The sequence below is a fragment of the Bradyrhizobium sp. SRS-191 genome (assembly GCF_024586915.1).
GTDB lineage: Bacteria > Pseudomonadota > Alphaproteobacteria > Rhizobiales > Xanthobacteraceae > Bradyrhizobium.
On record NZ_JANBVS010000013.1, the window covers coordinates 65384 to 84677 of the forward strand.

Sequence of the window (19294 nt, forward strand, 5' to 3'; positions counted from 1 at the left end):
ATGAAGTCTCGATTTGAGGAAGTGATATCAGCCGGATTAGTTAGCGTCGTTGAGGCGATCCATATTGCGCCCCGAGCCGAACGCTTACTGCCGATCCCGCCCGAGTTTTCCGGAGGCGTAATCGGACAATGGCTGGATAAGCAAGTCGCAAAGAACGGCTCTCTTTGGCGTCACCAAAGCTTGGCGCTGGAATCGATTGGTGATGGCTTAAACGTCGTTGTGTCAACTGGAACAGCTTCGGGAAAGTCGCTTATTTTCCAGGCAGCAATTGCAAAGGAGCTGACTGAGGGAGACGGAAAAGCCATCGTGCTATATCCCCTGAAGGCGTTGCTGTCTGATCAGCTTGCGCGGTGGAAGAAGCTGGCTGCCGAACTTGGGTTACCAGAGAATGCCGTGGCGGAATTGCACGGGCAGGTTCTCGCTGATGAGCGCATCGATGCGGTGAAGTCGGCCCGAGTGCTGGTTGCCACACCCGACGTGTTGCAGGCCTGGTTTATGCGCCAGGTGTCTGCACCAGCGTTTAGAAGTCTGCTGTGTTTGACAAAGTATATCGTGTTGGATGAAGCCCACGTCTACGAATCGGTTTTCGGCAGCAATGTCGCTTATCTCCTCAGGAGGTTTCTTGCGGCGCGAAGGCGAGCTTCCAGAGAAATGGGCGTAAGCCGGCACCTCCAAATTATTGCAGCAACGGCTACGATCGCTGATCCGTGCGAACACCTTGAAAAGCTGACCGGCTGGCCTTTCGCTGGAATTGGGGAAGATGAGGATGGCGCACCGACATTTGGGCGGACGCTATACCACATAGAAGGGCCTGATACGTCTGGTCCCGCAGAATCGTTTTTATCAGATCTCATTTCGCGGGTGATCAGCGGGACAAGCACTGACGGATCTTTCATAGCCTTCCACAATTCTCGCCAGGGTGTGGAGCGGATAGCACGATCTATAGACCAAGATGACGTATTGCCCTATCGCAGTGGGTACGAATTGGACGATCGGGCGAAAATTGAGCGAGCGCTTCGTAGCGGTGCCCTGCGAGGTGTAATCTCGACTTCTGCGCTAGAACTGGGGATCGACGTTGCGCAGTTCAGGCTCGGGCTTAACCTTGGAGTTCCGCAATCAAAGAAAGCCTTTCGGCAGCGGCTCGGCCGGGTCGGGCGAGCTGCTCACGGCTGTTTTGCAGTTATCGCCCCTCGGCTTGCTTTTGCACGCTACGGAACCTCATTTCAGGATTATTATGATGGCTCGGTCGAACCGTCGCATCTATATCTCAGCAACCGATTTATTCAGTTCGCTCACGCCCGGTGTTTGGTTGACGAGTCGGAGTCTTTGGGAAATGACACAAAGGGCTTACCGCCCGGCGTTTCGTGGCCTGAGAGCTTCGAGAAAGTCTATGAGGTTGCTCGACCGGGAGCCCGACGTCCGCGAGAATTCGATTATATAGCTCAGCTCGGAGCGGACTCGCCCCACTACAATTACCCCCTGCGGCAGGTCGGAGAGGCTAGCTATAAGATCAGGGAGGGCAGCAAGGATTTCAGCGAGTCAATCGGTGATATTGCCCTCAATCAAGCAATACGCGAAGCGTACCCTGGAGCCTTATATTTGCATCTTCGTCGGCCGACGAAAGTCGTCGAGTGGCGGTCATCTTCGTTCGATCGCACGATTCGGATTGAGTCAGCACGGAGTATGGCTCCTACGAGACCGATTCTGAAGAAGACCGTGAACGTCAGTCTGAATCCAGAGGAAATTGTTGCCGGCCGGCTGCTCACCGGGACGTCGGGTGCAATCGCTGAAATCAATGTTCAGGTGAACGAATCGGTGGAGGGGTTTTCTATCGGAGGAAAGAGCTTTCTGTATCGAGACCTACGGTCGCAAGATCCTCGTATGACGCGCAAGCAGAGAGAATTTCGCTCAACCGGTGTGCTGATCAAGATATCCGAACCGTGGTTTGCTGGTACGGGGCCGCAAGCTAATACGCGCTCGAGTATAGCAGAAGGTCTGAAGCAGCTATTGCTCAGAGAGAAGAGTATCTCGCCAAACGATATTGACTGTGCTCACACGAATATCGCCTTCTACGTTGATGGAGCGCCCAGGAGGGCGACGGACACAATCGTGATTTACGACAGCATCTATGGTGGTCTGAGGCTTACTGAGCCTCTTTACGCAGAATTCCGGGATTATCTCGCGATGCTTGAGAAGGGAGCCCAGCTTGCCGGCCAAAACGCGTTCATCGATACAGATACCGTCTCAAGGCTGCGAGACTGGTTTAATGCGCTTGCGCCGGGAGTTGCTGCGATCACAGGGGCGCCTGTAGCGGCTGACGGAGAGTATCTAATCTACGCTCCGGGCAGTGAGGTTGCCTTGCTACACCAGGGTGTTCTAGTCGATCGCGTTTTGCGAAGGCCGAAGCTCATGCCCATGGGGGAGTCGATCATGCTTATGTATAGCTATGAAAACGGAAACAGAGGAGGTGCATGGATTCCACACGACCAGATACAAGCAATTGGACAAAATTGGCATTATGCGTTTTGGAACCCCGTGACTGATGAGATCAGGGACGCTGACGCCGCCGACGGCGCGTTCTAAGTCGGCTTATCTGGAAACGTGAACCATGCACCGTAGTACAGAGATCGCGGTGTTAAAGCAAAACGTGCCGGTCGAGTAGCGCCGGCAACTGTCTGATTTCGGGTTTAATTGCGGTGTTACTCGGAAGGTTGGGGGAGACAGCAGAATTCTCGCCACAGCCGATTGTGTCACCGCGCACCGTTCTAGTAGATTCGAATAATTCTCGCATAAGGCAGCGAGCAAACAGATGCGAGAGTTGCGCATTGAATGCAGGTAACTGCCAATCGAATAAATGCGGTGACGTCTGGTAGACGAGATTGATAGCTTGTTTATATCGCTCGCAAATGGTCTCGGCCGATTAGCGCGTCATCCTTAAATCGTTGAATGAGGTGAAGGCGGGCTTTGGTATGGGGAATGTAATAAGGCGATGGGGATATGATGGCCGTGGAGCGGGCGGACGTTGGCGGGCAGGCCATGGCGCGGCTTGAGGCGGCTGCCGTAGATTTCGCCCGCGCCGAGATCGAGCGGATCGTAGAGTCTGTCATCGACGATCTACGCTCTCGACCGGCCTTTGGAACTTTCGGTGACGTCGCGGCTCGGCAGCTGTGGGACGAATATTGCTGGTTTCTGCAGAAAGGCCCATTCGATGATGATTTGAGCTGGGATAGCGTCCGTCTCGGTTCGCTCTCGACCGCCTACGAAGACGCGGTGCGTGCTGCGATCCAGGCCGAGGTCGAGAAATTGCCCAGGTACGCTCTCCTGTTTCTAAACCTCGAGGCGATTGAAGGAGCAGCTTACGGCGAGGAGGATATCGGCCGCGCCTGGGACAGTATCGTCGTATCCCGGATCCTCAATGACGTAAATGCCCGTGCATCCAACCGCATCCTAGACCTGATCGGACCGGATCGTGAGGATGTGCTGTGCTATCAGATCGAAGGGGCGGGCGAGGTCTGGTCCATTTTGTCGGACAGGGGCGAAGTGATGGATATCATTGCCAGACATAGTGACGCGCTGCTCGATCCCAAGGGCGACGTTTCAGAGCTGGCCCAGGAGATGGTTGAAGCCTTCATGGCGGCTGCTGCTGACGATGATGAGGGGGCGCTGGCTCGCAAGCTACTTGAGCGCTTCGGAGATGAGGTTCGGTCGCTTGTCCGCGATAAGGATGTGGTGCCATCTTTAATGAGCATGAGGGCTGTACTCCTTGACCGGCTGGATAGGTAGTCCCGATGATTGTCGAGATACGCTATCCTTTCTTGTCAGCGGATAGCGCGAAAGCGGTAAGCCCCCGATGACAGCAATCTTGCAGCGGCCGCAGATGGCAGCCGAGCAGGCCAAGGCTATCAAGATCAACGTGCGCCTGTTCGGACGCCAACATTCCGCCCGCCGAGACCGCTGCCTGAGCACCTGTCGCGCGAGCGCAGCGTGTATCCGGCGCCGACCAGTTGCTCGTGCTGCGGCGGCGACAGGCTGCGAAGATCGGTGAGGATGTGACGGAGATCCTGGAGCTCGTGCCGCGAGAGTGCAAGGTGATCCAGCATGCGCGCGAGAAGTTCTCCTGCCGGGCCTGCGAGGTGATCAGCCGGCCGCCCGGGGCCATTCCATCCGATCTCATGTGGACGTGCCAGGCGCGTCTGTGGCGCACATCCTGTTCGCCAAGTACGGGCTTCACCTGCCGTTCAATCGGCAGAGCGGAACTTACGTGGATGAGGGCGTGACGCTGGAGGCTCGACGCTGGCCGATTAGGTCGGCGCGCCGGCTGCGATGTTGATGCCTCTGGTCGAGGCGACCAGGCGCATGTCCTGGCAGGCGAGCGCTAAAGCACTTTCGCGCGCTCAGTGCAGCTCGATGCCTGCGAGCGCGGCCCCGCTAGAGCGAAGAACAAGCCACCAAGAATTCGAACCTTTCCCGCGGGGGACCAGCGGTCTACCCAGTGGTACGTGTCGTTACGCCAGCCTTCGATCAACCATTGCGCACCGTCAAGTCCAGTTCTCTCGTCGGTGGGATTAAGCGACCAAAAGCACGAGATCGTCAGGGCTTGCTGCAGCTTCTCCCAGTCCTCCGGCGAGTGCGTGGATAAGACAGCCGGCCCCTTTCGGTATAGGCGTGAGCGGCCTAGCACGCGGGAGCGCAGTTCAACTAAGTCGTCTCGCCGCGCAATATCGACAAGCGCAGCTCCATTGAAGCTGCTCGCCCAGAGAAATCGATAACCCTCGGATTCCGTTTCTCGAAACCGACACATCGGCGGTTCGTCCCTGAGGAGATCCGATTGCACCCGGCAACAGTCGAAGCGGTGTGGTTCTATCCCAGAGCCTTGTTTTGGTGAGGTCTTTTGAAAAGGGCAGGCGTTTGGAAGTTTCATTCACAATGCTCTTGCTTGGCGCGGCCGAGGCTTATTGTCTGGTTACGCGTAACCACCGTTTGAATGGGGGTACAAATAGGCATCTCGTCCGAGCATCTGCCGGAGTGCGAACCGGGCTCAGGCGGCAAAGCTGCCATGCCGAGCGAGCCTTCGCTCAAGGACAGCGGCCAAGAACGGTGAAAGCTCCACGCGTCTTCCGCGAGAGACGCCCCTGACCGGGTGTTAATGCTTACCGGGGCCAATTCCCGCGCCATCCGTCCTTACGGAGCGGAACTGCCCGGCCAAGGTGAGAGGATGAGATATTTGATAGGGGCGCCGTGGTCAAGAAACCGAAGCCCGCCTAGAACTGTCTCGTCGCTCCGCAGATTGGCTGCCGTCGGCGTCGGCAACTTCACCTCCTGCAGCGATCACGATCGCATTGGACGCCGATGCGCCAGGGTCGCGTGTCGCTGGTGGAGCTCAGGCGGCGATCGCGATCTTCCTGGTTACGCGTAACCACTCTTGCGCACGAACCGATATGCCGCCGCGCCACTGCCAGTGCCTCCACGTGGCTGAAGCGGGAAGGTTGATCTCGCGATCCTGAGCACGTCTTTGGCCGTTCGAGACCAGCGGCCAGGAACAGTGAACGATAGCGCTTGTTTCGAGAAACGCCCTTGACCGGACCTTAATGCTTACCGGGGACAATTCCCGCGCCATCCGTCCTTACGAAGCGGAACTACCCGGCCAAGGGCGTGTAGGCACGATATTCCGCCGTGACGACGTGATCAAGGCCTTGCCGCGTCGTCAGCGATCCTTTGAAGCGACTATTAGGCGAGAACGCCACTCCGTGCTCCTGCATCTGCAGGACACAGCGTAAACATGGCTGCGCAGGTTGGTTAGGTGCTGCCGCGCGATCGTGGTTGTGAGGCGCGACGGTCACGCTGCGCTCCCCGACCCACTCCTACGCCATTCCGCGGGCGCAGCGTTCACCAGGGCAAAACGGCGAGCATGGACGATGTGGGCTTCACCTGCGCCAAGCATATCGGTTTCGAGCTTGTAGACGCGGGCGGCTTGGCCCCTCTCTACAGAGTCCAATAATTCCGGGTAGCGCTTCATCCAGTTGTGAACGGTCGCGCGGGCAATACCCATTGCGCCTGCGGCCGCCGTGAGGGAGAGCCCTTCAGACATCAGGCGATACACGACATGCCCCATTTCGGGAGTGTAATTGGTTGGCCGGCCACGCCTCCCAGTCTTGGTCCTCATCGGATGCACCGCCCCGCATAGCTGCGAACCATGACGCATTACGCTCGGCCGGTCCTATGGAGGGGCCGAGCTTAATGCCACGTGCACCGCGTCAGGTATGATCAACGCGCCGCTGGCCGCCACTCTCGCGAACCAGTCGATTTTGCGCAATGCCTTTCGAAGGTCCAGCAAGTCGATCCTGCGCCTTTCGCCCGATCCCGCCTGCCGCCCGCGTGTGGAAAGAGTGGATCATAGAGGCGAGCGAGCGCTGCTAAGCGGACCGATTTGGCGGCCGTGGTTACGCGTGGGCAATGCTGGTTACGCCCAGACCGCGATGCGACTGCTGCACTGTTCCCTGGGCTGCCGTCAAAAAGCTCCATCGCGCTCCGTCATCGCCTTTCGCCAACCGAAATCATTCATCCGCTTATAGCGTTGAAGGCGGGTTCACTGTCGGCCTCTAGCAATCCTGACGGGACCAAACACCCGGGCTGACCCGGCGCCGGTCCCCAATGCCGCTCAGGCCAGGGCCGGCCTTGCCGATGCAACTCAAGTCGTTCCATCCAGTCAGACTCGGTGAACGTGCATGGATCGATTGAAGGGAGCACGATCGTGGGCTCCGCCGTGTCCGTCCTCATATCGAGCTGTTCGAAGAACCGGCCGCTATTTAACCATCTGGCTGGATAGGGGCAATACTTCAGATCTTCACGTGGGCGACTGCTCCAATCAGCAGCATACTGCTGGGTACGCTTTATCAGTGTCTCGGCTGAGATTTGAGCCGGGACGACCTTCTGAAAGGCGCGCAACGCGTCCTGGCGAGCCACTTTCCGCGGATATACGTCGTACCATTCAGAAAAGCCTTGAGGCTCTTTCGCCAAGGACCGAGATCTTTCTTTTCTCCCTTTTTTATCTTGTTCTTCTTCCGGCCCGATGCCGGCCTGTTGCCGGCCCTCTTGGCGGTCCGTTTGCCGGCCCGGCTCACCGCTCGGAGCCTGATAACGATCGTAGTTGCAGAGGGTTATGACTGTTTGAAGCCGGCCCGTTTGCCGTTCTATTTGCCCGTCCTTTTCCAGCCGAACCAAGTAAGTTCGCACCCGCTTTTCGGACCAGCCCCATGCCTCAGCCATGTAGGAGCGGGAATAGGTCAGTTGGCCGCGCTCAAGCGCAACAACCTCCCGTGCTTGGCCGTTTTTCACGGCAACGCGGTGCGGTCTCCAGGCCGCCTCAAAGAGTAGCCAAAGCCACGCCTCGAGGTCACTGTAGGGTTTGGCGGCGCCGACGAGCGGGTGCTTCAGCAGACCGCGAGCAACGGCGATGTATCCCCGTTCAGCCATGGCCGCGCTCGGTCAAATCGTATGGGGGCTCGCTTCGGAGTGCATTGCTCGCCACGTCGAAGAACAGGTCGATGCGTCCGGTGGGCCCCCCTCGCTGCTTCGCGATGTGGACCTCAACTTTCCGTCGCACCTGCGCCAGCCGCTCAGAAGCGTCATCGCCGGCTGTCTGTTGGAGATAGTAGCCTTCTCGATAAACGAACAGGATCGCGTCCGCGTCCTGCTCCAATGACCCCGAATCGCGGAGGTCTGCCATGGTCGGGCGCTTGTCATCGCGATTTTCGACCTGGCGTGACAGCTGCGCCAGCGCGAAAACGGGGGCGTTCAGCTCCTTCGCCAGCGCCTTGAGAGCGGAGGATATCTCGGTCACTTCGGCAACCCTGTTGCCAGCATAGCGGTTCGACGCACGCATGATGTGGAGGTGATCGACAATGACGAGGTCGAGTGTGCGCCCCTGGCGCTCCAAGAGGTGCTTGTGCTTGCGAGCCCTAGCCGCGATCTGAGCTGCGCTTAACCCTCCCTGCGGATCGATCTTGATCGACAACCGCCGAAAGTCCTTTTGAGCTACGCGGACGCGATCTGCCTGCACATCGGTAAGTCGGCCGCGGCCAATATCGCAGTAGGGGATCGGCGCGCGAGATCGGTAGACTGCGTCCGCAAGCATCCGGTCGGTGACATCCTCTGCGGTCATTTCCAGCGAGAACAAGAGGACGTTCGTCCCTCGCTCCGCGGATTGGCGCGCGCTAGAGATAATCAAGCCCGATTTTCCCATGCCGGGTCGGCCGGCAAGAATGATGAAGTTGCCCCGCTGCCAGCCGTTCAGTTGCTCGTCCAGCAGCCGAACTCCAGTGGTCACGCCGGTGACTTTGCCCGTATTGGCCATCGCCGATTGCATCCGCTCGACGGAGCGCTCCGATGCCACGGCGGCGCTGACAGGAGCGACGTGGCCGGCGCTGTACCGAGCCGCTATCGCGTCGAGCTGTTCAATGCAGTCCGTGGCCAGCATCGCTGGACCAGAGTCCGACGATTTCGTTGCTGCCGTCAGGCTGCTCGCGACGTCGGCCAACCTGCGTCGATCAGCGTACTCGGCAATCAGGCGCGCAAAATCGGGCGCATTGATTATGGTGGTCGCCTCTGCGGCCAAACGAGCGAGATACTGTGAAACCGTCAGGCCACCAATATCAGCGTCTCTCACCTCCTCGGCCAATAGCGCCTGAGCGAGTCCCAGCGTAATCCGTCTGCCTTCAGTCTTCCCTCGGATAAACTGCGCAAAAAGGAAGCGATGAAGGGGCTCGTAGAAGTCGTCGGCGGTGACGAGATCCTCCACGCAGTCCAGCGCATCAGCGGACAACAGAACGGCGCCGAGCAGTTGCTGCTCGGCGTCGATGCTGTGCGGGAGAACAGGGGGGAGCTGATCGATCATGGGTTGCAACCCCAACGATCAGCGCGCTCGACCTTTCGGGGGTCTTCGCCGATGCTGATTGCATATGCCCAGAAGAATGCCCGGGCAGCTAACCCGTATTGCGGAAGACGGGTCTTGTCCCAGAGCACCGCGTACTTGTGGGAGGCGAGGATGAGCTCCTGCTGTCTTTCAGGGCTGATCATCATGGTTACGCCTCTTCCGGCGTCGAGCCGAGTGCGCGTTCCATGAATGCGAGCAAATCCGAGCGCCGGATCAGCCGCCTACGCCCCACCTTGAACGACGGGATCGCGTTGCTCGCCAAGAGCAAATAGAAGCCGCTGCGCGAGTGCCCAATGAGCCGGGCAGCCTCTGCCGGCGCATACGCAAGTCGTTCGTCGTCTTTGATATCTAAAGCCATTGAGGCCTCCGATGTGGAAGCCCAGGCACCAACGCAAAACGCGCAGGCGTAGGCTCCCTGGTTGGGGAAGCCGCACGTCCTGCGCGGGTCAAGAATCACTTTATTAAAGATTCTCTCGGTGAATACAAGTGAGTCCTCGTATCTCCAGCTGTAGGTAGCGATGCAAGCTACGGTCGCCCGACGCCGTGCCTTATTTCGGGTGCGCAGGGACCTGACGGTGAACCCCGATCTTTGCGCGCCGCGATATCCCAATGGTGATTTTCTGCGCCTGACGACAGAACGATGGCATCGGCTAACGCACGCGCATCTTCGACGTGGTTTGGATCGGTCGTCGTAATCAGGGATGAAAAGTTCAGCGACGAAGTCGCACCCGTTCCAGCCTCGTTCCAAGGATCAAGAAGAAACACATCTGGATTTGGGGCGAACGCGCGCTGGAGCAGCGGCCCGGCTCAACCTCACCTTTGGGATCGGCGATCATAGCTGCGCTGTCGTCCAGACCACTTCAAGTAAGCGAGCGTCGTGGTGAATTGTCCGCCACCGTGCCCGCTACCATCAATTGGTGGAGATCGCCGTTTTAACAGATTGGCTCAAAATCATCGTGGCTTTTCGAACCACGGCTGGTCCCATGCGCCCACATTGCCAGCCAGACTGGCCAAATGGCGTCCCCTCCCACCGCGCCAATTGGCAGCAAAGACGGGCAACTAGCCACCGAAGCCTGCAGCTAATGGTTGCGCGTCCGATAGACCTATGAAACACTCCCAAGCATATTTGGATGATATTTTCTGGGGCGCCGCGGTGGCGATCTTCAGCCTGAATCATAGTCTCATCGGCCACGGCACCCATCCTTCAGGCGCCCCCAGCCTTTACGCTCGGTATGCGACCGGCCAAAACCGCTGCACGGAAATCATCAACGAGCGAATGCCCGATGACTGGCCGGGCATGATGAAATGGCTGGATCACCAAGAACAAGAAGGCCGCAAGAACACCCGCGTCATCGACAAGGTCGTGGTCGCCCTCCCGCTCGAACTCACCCATGAGCAAAACCTCAGCCTGCTCTTGAATTTCTGCGAGCGGATGACCGAACGACGGGCATCCTGCGCCGCTGCGGTTCATGACGGCCCCAAGGGCTTCGACTATCCCCATGCCAATATCATTTTTAGGGACCGCGGTCCCGAAACTAGCAAGCGGGTGATGCTAACCACCGAGCGGGGCAGCACCGAGCAGTTTCGTGAAGGCTGGGAGCAGGAAGCCAATATCTCCCTTGAGAAGGCTGGGCACGAGGTGCGGATCGACCGGCGCAGCCTTGCCGACCAGGGCATTGACCGCGAACCACAGCTTCACGTTGCTCCGGCCTCCGAAGCGCGCGTCCGAAAAGAACCACGAATTTAACAGCCACCAGTATGGAACAAGCCCAGCGCGGAAAGCCGAAATGGACGCCTATTTTGCAGCAACGCGCCGAAGCGCGAGGGACGGACCAGGGTCCGTGGCGGGTAGGCGTCTCTTTCGCAAACACCGATCAACGAAGCAAGGAGCCTCACAAAGTGACGACCCCAGGCGACCACGACAGAGGCGGACCAGACCATAAGGTTGAACGATACGTCGCCCTTGGCTTGACCATTTTCATCGTCATTTTCTGCGCCGCCGTCATTTGGCGAGACAAGCCGATTGAAAACGCCAACACGGTCGTATTCATGCGCATCCTGCTTGCCGCTGCCTGCGGAGTTCTCGGCGGCACGATGCCCGGCTTTTTGAATGTTCGATACGACATCGGGGGGCTCGCGATCCGGGCCGCGGGCGGTATCGCATTTGCAGTTCTCGTTTATGTATTCACGCCAACCGTTTTGCCGAACATGGAAACGCCCACCGAACGTGCTTTGGACCGTTCACGCAGCGGGGATATCGGGCAGCATTTCAAGCTGGCTAACGATTATTGGGACCGTCCCGTTAATAGAAAGCGCTATCAGGCGACACCCATGGAAGGCCGCGGCCAACTCCTGGCTGATTGGGTAGGTAGCGACATCGAGAAGAATAAAGCTTTACATGAGGTCACGGCTTTCCTCGCCGATCTTCATGCGTGCGTGCAAAGCCGCAATTGCAAGCGCGAACAACTTTGTCAATCATCACTGTTTGACGATTCGGACAACTTTCTTATCTTCTTCCAACCGCTTCTCAAAGATTGGGCCGATTCCGGTTATAATCAGACATTGCAGGCTGCGATAGATTTTGTGAATTGTGATTGCTCGCGCGAGCTTACCGCGAAACGCTGTCCCGACCATCCGAGCATGTGTGGCGCGCCCCCGAAATGCGGAGCAGGCAAGACATGAACCGAACGGCCATGATCCTAGTGGGTATGCTGTCATGTTCTTTAGCTGCTGCGGACACGCTCGCCTCGGAGCCACTCCGCATTGGCGTCGTGGGTGACATGAGCGACCGAAACCCCACGGCAATGGCCACCGTGAAGGCGGTATCCTTCGCAGTCGAGGATATCAGAAAGGCCGGCCTGCTTACCGGCGATGTTTCTATTATTTCGCGCGATGACCAATGCAAGAGCGATGTTGCGACCTATATTGCCCGGAGTTTTTCCGACCAGGACCGGGTAAACCTCGTAGTTGGACATACTTGCACGATTACCAGCATCCCCGCATCAAACATCTATCGTGAAAAGAACATTTTGCAGATTGATCCGGCGACGACGCACCCCGGTCTCACCGAAGGCATGCGCGGCAAGAAATCACGATTGTTTCGGCTTGCTGAGCGGCAGGACCGAGCCGCGGCGGTAGCCGTTGTGGTTCTTAAGGATCAGATTGCGAACAAGAATGTCTGTTTAGTGGGTGGCGCTTTCAGTAAATCGTGGCTGGACCGATTTCAAGCTCTGGCAACCGGCACGTCGAGACAGTTTTCCGTAGCAGCATCATTACCAGAGAGGGGTTCGGGTGCTGATCTCTGTATCGTCTATGACCCCGACGACCGCACCGGCCTTCGAGGCCTTGGCAACCGCGATGATGTTATTGGTGCCATAGGTCTGGATGACAGGTTGCCCAACCCGTCGACCAACATTGATCAGGTCAGGGATTTGACCAAACGCCTAAGAGCCGCCGGCTACTCCGGCCCGATCAGCATTGCCGTAAATGCTTACGCTGCGGTCCAAGTGTGGGCGGTAGCAATGAAGGAGGCCGGCAGCGCTGAGCCGGATAAGGTCGCTGAACAAATGCACAGGCTCAAATTCGAGACGATTAGAGGACTGGTTGCCTTCGATGAAATCGGCGATGTTCGGCAGCCTCTGATTACCCTCGTTCGCTACTCCAATCCCATCATTGAGGTGCCCAACAAATGTAACGAGGCTCCCTGTAAGGACTGCAAATGCAGTGAATGTTGTCCGAAATAAGATTTCAACTTTAGCGGACTGACGCGTTTTCCTAAGAAGTATTTTGAGGCAGTATCCCGCCATCCTTCGGCAAGTTGCGCTTCAGGCCGTCGCTTTCGAGCTATGTGCGCGCCGCTGCGCTCGCAGCCAAACGATTGCGATTGGCACACCGGCCAACCCATGAGACAACGCTGGTTGTCCAGGTCCTCGACCGCTTAGGCTTAATCGCTTGGACCTTGCGTGGTCCATGATCTTCTCGGCGCAATCGGGATTCGCCCTGCCTGTTGTTGAGCGAGATTTGGCGCGCAGTTTGGTGCCCTGCTGTCATCGCGGCCGCAGCTCCTTCGCGCCCTGGGACGGCGGCCTCCCGCATGATTATCAAAGGTCAGGCCCGCGATCGAGCGGCATAACTCGCCGCCCATCGTCTCGCAAAGAACGGAACGAGCGAATACGAGTGTATGAGGTACCAGGAACGTTGGCCCAGGACTTTCGAGACGCTTTCATCGAGATAAAAGCAAGATGGCTCGCTGCCCGATCGAAGCGCCCTCTCGACCACACATCCATCAGCCCCGAACCGCTCCGAATCCATGGCTCAGCCTCCTAACCATCGGTCGGCAGCTCTGGCGGCGGTGTGTGACAGACCTCGCTAAGCAACGTTCAGCTCCGCTCGAGGTGCAAGAGTGTTCATCGCTGGCGCCCCGCGATCGTAACCACATTTCTGGCCTGCTGCGGCACCAGCGGCACGACTGCCGCGCGGGCGAGAGCTTCCAGGGCTGTGGAGATGTATTTCGCGTAATGCCGCTCGATCATCGTCACCGACGTATTGTGCAGCTTCGCGACTTGCTGGATGGGCAGGCCGTTTCGCAGGCCGCGGACAATGCTGGTGTGGCGCAGACTGTAGGGGATGACCTCCGGCAATCCAGCGCGCTGGCGGATCGCGCGCCAAGGGCGCGTCAGTTCCGCGGTCTTCCACGGACCGCGTTCTGATTTCTTCCAGGCGATGCTGTGGGGCTCCTGCTCATAGCTCCAGCGCTCGAATAGGGCTGCCTCCTTGGGGCGGCCGACGATCGCAGGCAGCAGGACCTCGATCACGTCGTCGCCCACCGGAATCGGAACGGAGCCGCCGTTGCCGCCGCGTCCCTTGTAGGAGCCTGGCATCATCAAGCGCCGCTCCTTGAGTTGGGCATCGCTAACGCGCATCCGCCGCACCTGTGCAAACCGGGCGCCGGTGGCAGCAAGGCAGACCACGAGCCGGTAGAGGTCCCCCTCGCTTTCCTGCTCGGTGTCGATTTCGCCAGCCGCGCGAAGCAGGTTGCCGACCTGCGCGTCGGTTAGGATCTGGTTATCCCGCGCGATGGATGCGTCGTCATCATCATCGATGCGTTCGGCCTTGAAGCCGTCCTTCACGATTGCGAGGAAGGTTGGGTTGAGTTTCTTCTGTTCCGCGGACAGCCGCGGCCATGCTGCATTCAGCGCAGCCTTGACGTCGTTCGAGAGCCGGTGCTTCGTCGTGGCTTTCAGTTCTTCGGGCAGATCGTCCCGCCAGGTCAAAAGGTCATCTTCCTTCAGCGCGTGCAGGTGGATGTCAGCAAGAGGGGCTGCCTCGATGGCTTCCTGATTGCCGCGCTTCTCCTGGCCGAGAACATAGCGTCGTAACCGGTGGCCGGCATCGGATCGAACCTCGCGGCCGGACCTTCGGCTGTCGCGAGCGTTGCGCTCGTTGACATAGGCTTCGACAGCCGTCCGCACGGTCGGTGCGGGCCCGCTGGCATGTGCCGCGGCTTCTGTTCGGGAATGGATGACGAAATCCCGCGCCTCTTTCGCGGCCTGCTCGAAAGTCAGCGTTCCTTCGGTAGGCTTGTCGTTGACGTCGTTCGCGATGCCGATCTGCGCCTGCTTGTAGTTGGCTCCCTCGTAGTGATTGCGCCAACGCACCAGCCAAACGCCACCGCGCTTTCCCCTGCGATAGCCAAGGTGCGCCTCGGCATCGAGGCGGCGCCAATGCACGCCAGCACCCAGTTTAGATCGCGCCTTGGCCGTCGTGATCTGAGCCTCTGTGAGTGTCTTCGTCATCGCCCCAACCCCAAAAGTCGTCGAATATCCGTCGAATATAAATCCCTGTACGGTGGTAGACGACAGTGGGCGGCGTTTCAATAAGTGTTTGATTTCATTGGAATGTGCTGGACGTCGGTGGACGGTCGATGAAAAAAATCCCAGCCCTCTCAAGGCTGAAACAGGGGTTCGATTCCCCTAGGGAGCGCCATTTTCCGGCGCTCAACCCTTCATCTCTGACCTGTAAGCGTGGCTCCGCAGCCTCGCGGCGCGTTTGCGCGTCCGAGCTTTGCTCTCAGGCACGCCCTTGAAACAGAAGGGCGCAGGGAAGGCCGGGTGCAGGCCGCACCCATGGCCCGCCTGCAGAAAAGAAAGCAGGCGGCAGTCACCACAGGATTGGCCGGTACACGCCGGCCTTCCCTGCGCGATGGGTTGAACGGCTGCTCCGTGCTCTCCCAGGGGACCGGGCTTGCTTGCCCCCGTCATCGGGATGTCGCCGACCAAGACACCAGCGTCGGGGTGTCGGGACCACACGGCTTGACCGTCCGCGAGGGGTTCGTTCGTCCGCACGCAAAACGCGCACTGCGACCCCAGGCGGCCACCGCATCTCCCGCTCCACGGTCCGTGACGATCGCGAAACGCCCCTTCAGTGAGCAGGAGACGGCGAGGAGGATCGTTCTGATTTGCCCGACGACACAAGGCCGGAGTTGCCCGACGGAATGCGGCAAACTGGCACGACGGGCAGATCGTGGCGCGGAGACCGGCGACGAAGTGAGCCGACGAGTGACGAAGGATGACGTCTTAGCGTCCGGTTCACCTCTGACTAGAGCACGTCCGGCAGGCTCACACCCGCACTTATGCAGGTCAGCGCTCATCCGATGAATCGACAGATCGCATGTATCGCCTTGCTGGACGTCTTGTTGGACGGCGCGCGCCAAAGTAGAGTGTCGCCGCATCCATTTTGATTCCAATATGAAATTTCTCTCTAGTAGTGCTGATATTCCGAATGATCTAATTCGTTCCGTTAGCGACGGCGACGTCACCTTCCTTTGCGGAGCAGGCGTATCGTTCGGTGTTGGGCTTCCGACCTTTAAGAGGTTAACGGACGATGTATATGCGAGTATCGGTGAGGATCGCGGTCATGAGGCCGCGGAAATGGTCGCGTATGAAAATGAGGAGTATGACCGGGTACTTCGATCCCTTGAGAGACGCACATTGTTGTATGGGACCGAATCGCGTGTTCGCGTGGCAGTATCGCATATCCTGAAGCCACCCGCAGGCGCCGATCTCAGTCATCACAAATCGCTCATTCAGCTGTCGCGAGACCGCGCCGGGCAAGTACGCCTGCTGACCACGAATTTTGACACGCTCTTCGAGCGCGCGGCTAAGGAAGAGGGGATTAGTTGCGAGAGCCATGCGGGCAAAGCAATACCTCGCCCTGGCGGCGCTGATGATTTTGGTATTCTCCATCTTCACGGGCGTCTTGAGGACGCTGATCTTGATCTGAAGAAGTCAGACCTAATCCTCACAAGTGCAGACTTCGGGGACGCGTATCTCCGCGACGGATGGGCATCACGGTATATCGAAGACCGAATGCGTCTCAACGCGCTCATCCTGGTGGGATATCGGGCCGAGGATGCAGCACTCCGTCTCTTGCTAGAAACCTTGGATGCTGATCGAGAGCGGTTCCGGGACCTAAAGGACATTTACGCGATTGAGAAAGCCTCATCCGGCTCCGCATCGCTTTGGAAGGCCAAGGGCATAAAGCCGATCGAATTCGCCGACTACCCAGACATTTATGCTACGTTGGCCGAGTGGGCTCGCTACGCTAAAGATCCGGCGGGGTACAGCAGACGAGGTCTTGAAGCGATCCTTAAATCGCCAGCCTGAGCTTTCCGCCCTATGTTAGAAACAACAAAAAAAGTAACCCCAGCCGACGTTTCAGAGTTTGACCGGGATCGGTTGCGCTTTTTCTTCGCCGAGACCGACGCTCTAGCGACGCTAACGGAGATCAATCCGTCACTGGCTTGGTTGCCATTGCTGGCCGAGATGCAGGTATTCCAAAACGATGCCGTGCTGCCCGCCTGGATCGAACGGAATTTTGGAGATGTCGAAGCGGTACGTGAAGTTGTCGAGAACCTCCGCTTTTTCAAGGCTGAAACGGCTCAAATTCTCAGATATCGCCTTGATGCACAGCGCAAGAAGCTTGATCCGCTTCTGGTCCAATCCTGGCAACTGATAATCAGGCACATCGAAAACGACCATAAGGGACGAAGTCAAAACCGTTGGTTCGGACTATTGCCTCGATTGCATCAAGGCGATCTCTCGCCGGATGTCCTCTCGCAGATCGTGGATATTCTCACGCCGAAGCTTTACGTTGGAAAGCGGTACGGTTGGTACGATGAGCCCGATCGCAAGCTTGAGAAGCCAACCGACCTTATGTCCGTCAAGTATGGTGTCGATGATGGAGTTACCGAGCAGGATTTCCTTTCAGCTTGGCCTAAAAGCGCCAGCGCCAATGCTGAGAGATTTCTCGTTGGGGGCCTAACGACCGCTTTGAGCGCGACGCTGGCCGACGCCGTCGAGGTCGGCGTCGAGGGGGAGATCGGTCTCAGTCTTACCGACATCGATGTGCCTTCGGTAGCTGCGCACGAGCAGAATTCGTATCAGAAAGGATTTCTCCCACTCGTTCGAATTCTCGCCGAACTGTGGTCAAAGCTTATTCAGAAGGAGCCCGACAAAGCCCTTCACATCTTGACCGAGTGGAAGCGAAGTCCGTTTCGGCTTCTTCACCGGCTCGCGCTGTATGGAGCCGCAGATCCGCTCGTCTCCGCCGAACTTGCGGCCGACGTCTTATTAGAAATTCCAGAAGGTGAATTGTTCGTCACAAACTCCCAAGTCGAAGTGCATCGGCTCATTCGCTCGAGATGGCCGGAGTTCCCGCTGGAAAAGCGAGCTCTGATTGAGCGTCGTATCGTCGCTGGTCCTCCAGCGAGTTGGTTCAAGGACGGTATTGACTTGGCTGAGCCAATGGACCGGCATCGCTTTGCCCTCTTGATCGATCTCGAGCGCGCAAAGGTGCGGATGGGAGCGGAAGCTGCCCATTTGTTGGCCGAGATCAGGAAGCGGCACCCCCGATGGAAGGATGCCGAGCCGGAAAAGGCTGGTTTTGCAATCTGGCATGGCGGGGACATCCCAATCGATAAAGGAAAGGATAGGCTCGAACAGCTACCAGCTAGCCAGCTGATATCCGCCGCTAAGAAGGCGCAGGTCGAGGCGGATTCCACGGATCGTGATGCGTGGGAGGGCTTTTGCCAAAGTCATCCTCAGGAAGCGTTCTTCGGTATAGAGGCCGCGCAGGGGCTGGATCGCTGGCACGAGTGGGCTTGGCGTCCGTTTCTCTGGTCTGCCACCAAAATCGCCGATGTAGATTTGTTGAACCGAGTGGCCAGATTGCTAGTGCAGTGGCCTGCTGATGCGACATTCGACGAGACCGCGAATGCGGCTGCCTCTTGGATGGACCAAGTTTCGGAAAAGCTTCGATCTTTGGTTCTTTGGAAACTTTGGGACTTTATCGAGCGCCGGGCGCCGCGACGAACAGACATCTCTGATGGCGACATTTTTACTACGGCGCTCAATGATGTAGCCGGTAGTCTTGCGTCCGTTCTCTTGAAGAGGACGCCAAAGCCTAGGGGACAAATTGAACTTGGGAGAGCCTTGCGTGATCGCTATGTCCAATTGTTAGGTAAGAATGACATTTCTTCACGTCTGGCGCGTGTCAGAATTTCTGCCGCAGTTCCACTTCTATTCGAGCGTGCGCCGACCTGGACCAAAGCCCATATACTTCCATCTTACGACTGGACTTCGCCCGACGCGATTGCGATGTGGTCTGCCCGAAAGTATTCGAATTATATCGGCTCGGCAGAACTGTTTGCGCTGACGAAGAAGGCCTTTATAGAGATATTCTCGCGCAAGGACGTTTCAATTGAGGACGTTCGAGTATTTTCGGAATGGCTGGCGGTGATCCTGCTTTCCAAGCAAGCTGGCAGCACAGACTATCCTTTGACGACATCGGAAGCGCGCTCTGTATTGCGATCAAGCGGCAATGAGAGCCTGTGGTCATTCGCTCACCGACTGGCTGTCGAAATGGAGCGCGCTAAGCCCGCTGAGCAAAAGAGCGTCTGGCGGACCGTTGTGGGGCCTGTATTTGAAGGAGCTTGGCCGCTTGATGCAGAGCTGCAGACGCCGCGTGCAACCTTCAAGCTTGTTCAACTATTGTTGGCGACTGGCCAAGCCTTCGAAGAGGCTGCATCCGTCATCATCCCGTTCATTCGGCCCGAAGATCCACGTGGTCATTCGAGCGTATTTTCGATCTCGGAGGCCAATCTTGATATTTACGCCACCGCCCCCCGCCAAGTGCTCAACCTTCTGGCTGCGGTCGCGGGCGACGCACCAAACCGCAGCCTCTATGGGCTAAACAAAGCTCTATCTAAGCTGCAAGATGAGGCGCCTGAATTGGTCACGACCAGGGCCTTCCAAAAGTTGGAGATGCAGGCCATGCAACTTTGATTGCTTTGGCAGAGACTGA

Annotated in this window: 15 protein-coding genes and 1 tRNA gene; 10 read left to right on the forward strand and 6 right to left on the reverse strand. The window is 57.9% G+C overall.

The genetic code is table 11. The features are described from left to right. From NLR35_RS22615 to NLR35_RS34355, 4 genes are all read left to right on the forward strand, one after another. The gene (locus tag NLR35_RS22615; protein WP_257168738.1) at positions 1 to 2583 is read left to right on the forward strand and encodes a DEAD/DEAH box helicase; all 2583 of its coding nucleotides are present in this window, start codon (positions 1 to 3) and stop codon (positions 2581 to 2583) included. A 414-nt stretch (positions 2584 to 2997) separates the two neighbouring features. Continuing rightward, a complete protein-coding gene (locus tag NLR35_RS22620; protein WP_257168739.1) occupies positions 2998 to 3783 on the forward strand; it encodes a hypothetical protein in 786 nt (261 codons plus the stop codon). 287 nt (positions 3784 to 4070) lie between these two features. After that, entirely contained in the window at positions 4071 to 4277 is a 207-nt protein-coding gene (locus NLR35_RS22625) for a hypothetical protein (RefSeq protein WP_257168830.1), read from the forward strand. Beyond that, positions 4232 to 4330 (forward strand): hypothetical protein, encoded by a 99-nt coding sequence (locus NLR35_RS34355; protein WP_374940845.1) that lies wholly within the window; start codon positions 4232 to 4234, stop codon positions 4328 to 4330. Before NLR35_RS22625 ends, NLR35_RS34355 begins: the two co-directional genes overlap by 46 nt. 1506 nt (positions 4331 to 5836) lie before the next feature. On the opposite strand, the gene NLR35_RS34360 is transcribed toward NLR35_RS34355, so the two are convergent. The 5 genes from NLR35_RS34360 to NLR35_RS22645 all read right to left on the reverse strand — a co-directional run bounded on the left by NLR35_RS34360 (position 5837) and on the right by NLR35_RS22645 (position 9290). After that, positions 5837 to 6202, reverse strand: a complete 366-nt coding sequence (locus tag NLR35_RS34360) for a helix-turn-helix domain-containing protein (RefSeq protein ID WP_374940843.1) — start codon at positions 6200 to 6202, stop codon at positions 5837 to 5839. A 356-nt stretch (positions 6203 to 6558) separates the two neighbouring features. Then, positions 6559 to 7473, reverse strand: a complete 915-nt coding sequence (locus tag NLR35_RS22630) for a hypothetical protein (RefSeq protein ID WP_257168740.1) — start codon at positions 7471 to 7473, stop codon at positions 6559 to 6561. Beyond that, complete coding sequence (locus NLR35_RS22635; protein ID WP_257168741.1) at positions 7466 to 8893, reverse strand: DnaB-like helicase C-terminal domain-containing protein; 1428 nt, start codon at positions 8891 to 8893, stop codon at positions 7466 to 7468. Before NLR35_RS22635 ends, NLR35_RS22630 begins: the two co-directional genes overlap by 8 nt. Further along, a complete protein-coding gene (locus NLR35_RS22640; RefSeq protein ID WP_257168742.1) occupies positions 8890 to 9078 on the reverse strand; it encodes a hypothetical protein in 189 nt (62 codons plus the stop codon). Before NLR35_RS22640 ends, NLR35_RS22635 begins: the two co-directional genes overlap by 4 nt. A 2-nt stretch (positions 9079 to 9080) precedes the next feature. Beyond that, positions 9081 to 9290 carry a helix-turn-helix domain-containing protein gene (locus tag NLR35_RS22645; RefSeq protein ID WP_257168743.1) on the reverse strand — a complete coding sequence of 70 codons (210 nt, stop codon included), beginning with the start codon at positions 9288 to 9290 and terminating at the stop codon, positions 9081 to 9083. A 747-nt stretch (positions 9291 to 10037) separates the two neighbouring features. On the opposite strand from NLR35_RS22645, the gene NLR35_RS22650 reads away from it, so the two are divergent. The 3 genes from NLR35_RS22650 (at position 10038) to NLR35_RS22660 (ending at position 12675) form a co-directional block, all read left to right on the forward strand. After that, positions 10038 to 10679, forward strand: a complete 642-nt coding sequence (locus NLR35_RS22650; protein WP_257168744.1) for a MobA/MobL family protein — start codon at positions 10038 to 10040, stop codon at positions 10677 to 10679. Positions 10680 to 10900: 221 nt separating this feature from the next. Then, entirely contained in the window at positions 10901 to 11614 is a 714-nt protein-coding gene (locus tag NLR35_RS22655; RefSeq protein WP_257168745.1) for a hypothetical protein, read from the forward strand. A 26-nt stretch (positions 11615 to 11640) separates the two neighbouring features. Further along, positions 11641 to 12675 (forward strand): branched-chain amino acid ABC transporter substrate-binding protein, encoded by a 1035-nt coding sequence (locus tag NLR35_RS22660; protein WP_257168831.1) that lies wholly within the window; start codon positions 11641 to 11643, stop codon positions 12673 to 12675. 663 nt (positions 12676 to 13338) lie between these two features. Here the strand turns inward: NLR35_RS22660 and NLR35_RS22665 are convergent. Beyond that, complete coding sequence (locus NLR35_RS22665; RefSeq protein ID WP_257168746.1) at positions 13339 to 14727, reverse strand: tyrosine-type recombinase/integrase; 1389 nt, start codon at positions 14725 to 14727, stop codon at positions 13339 to 13341. A 126-nt stretch (positions 14728 to 14853) separates the two neighbouring features. Here NLR35_RS22665 and NLR35_RS22670 point away from each other — a divergent pair. The 3 genes from NLR35_RS22670 (at position 14854) to NLR35_RS22680 (ending at position 19275) form a co-directional block, all read left to right on the forward strand. Then, a tRNA-Glu gene (locus NLR35_RS22670) sits at positions 14854 to 14917 on the forward strand. Positions 14918 to 15678: 761 nt separating this feature from the next. Continuing rightward, on the forward strand, positions 15679 to 16596 hold the full coding sequence (locus tag NLR35_RS22675) for an SIR2 family protein (RefSeq protein ID WP_257168747.1): 918 nt from the start codon (positions 15679 to 15681) through the stop codon (positions 16594 to 16596). Positions 16597 to 16608: 12 nt separating this feature from the next. After that, on the forward strand, positions 16609 to 19275 hold the full coding sequence (locus tag NLR35_RS22680) for a hypothetical protein (RefSeq protein WP_257168748.1): 2667 nt from the start codon (positions 16609 to 16611) through the stop codon (positions 19273 to 19275). Positions 19276 to 19294 lie beyond the last annotated feature (19 nt).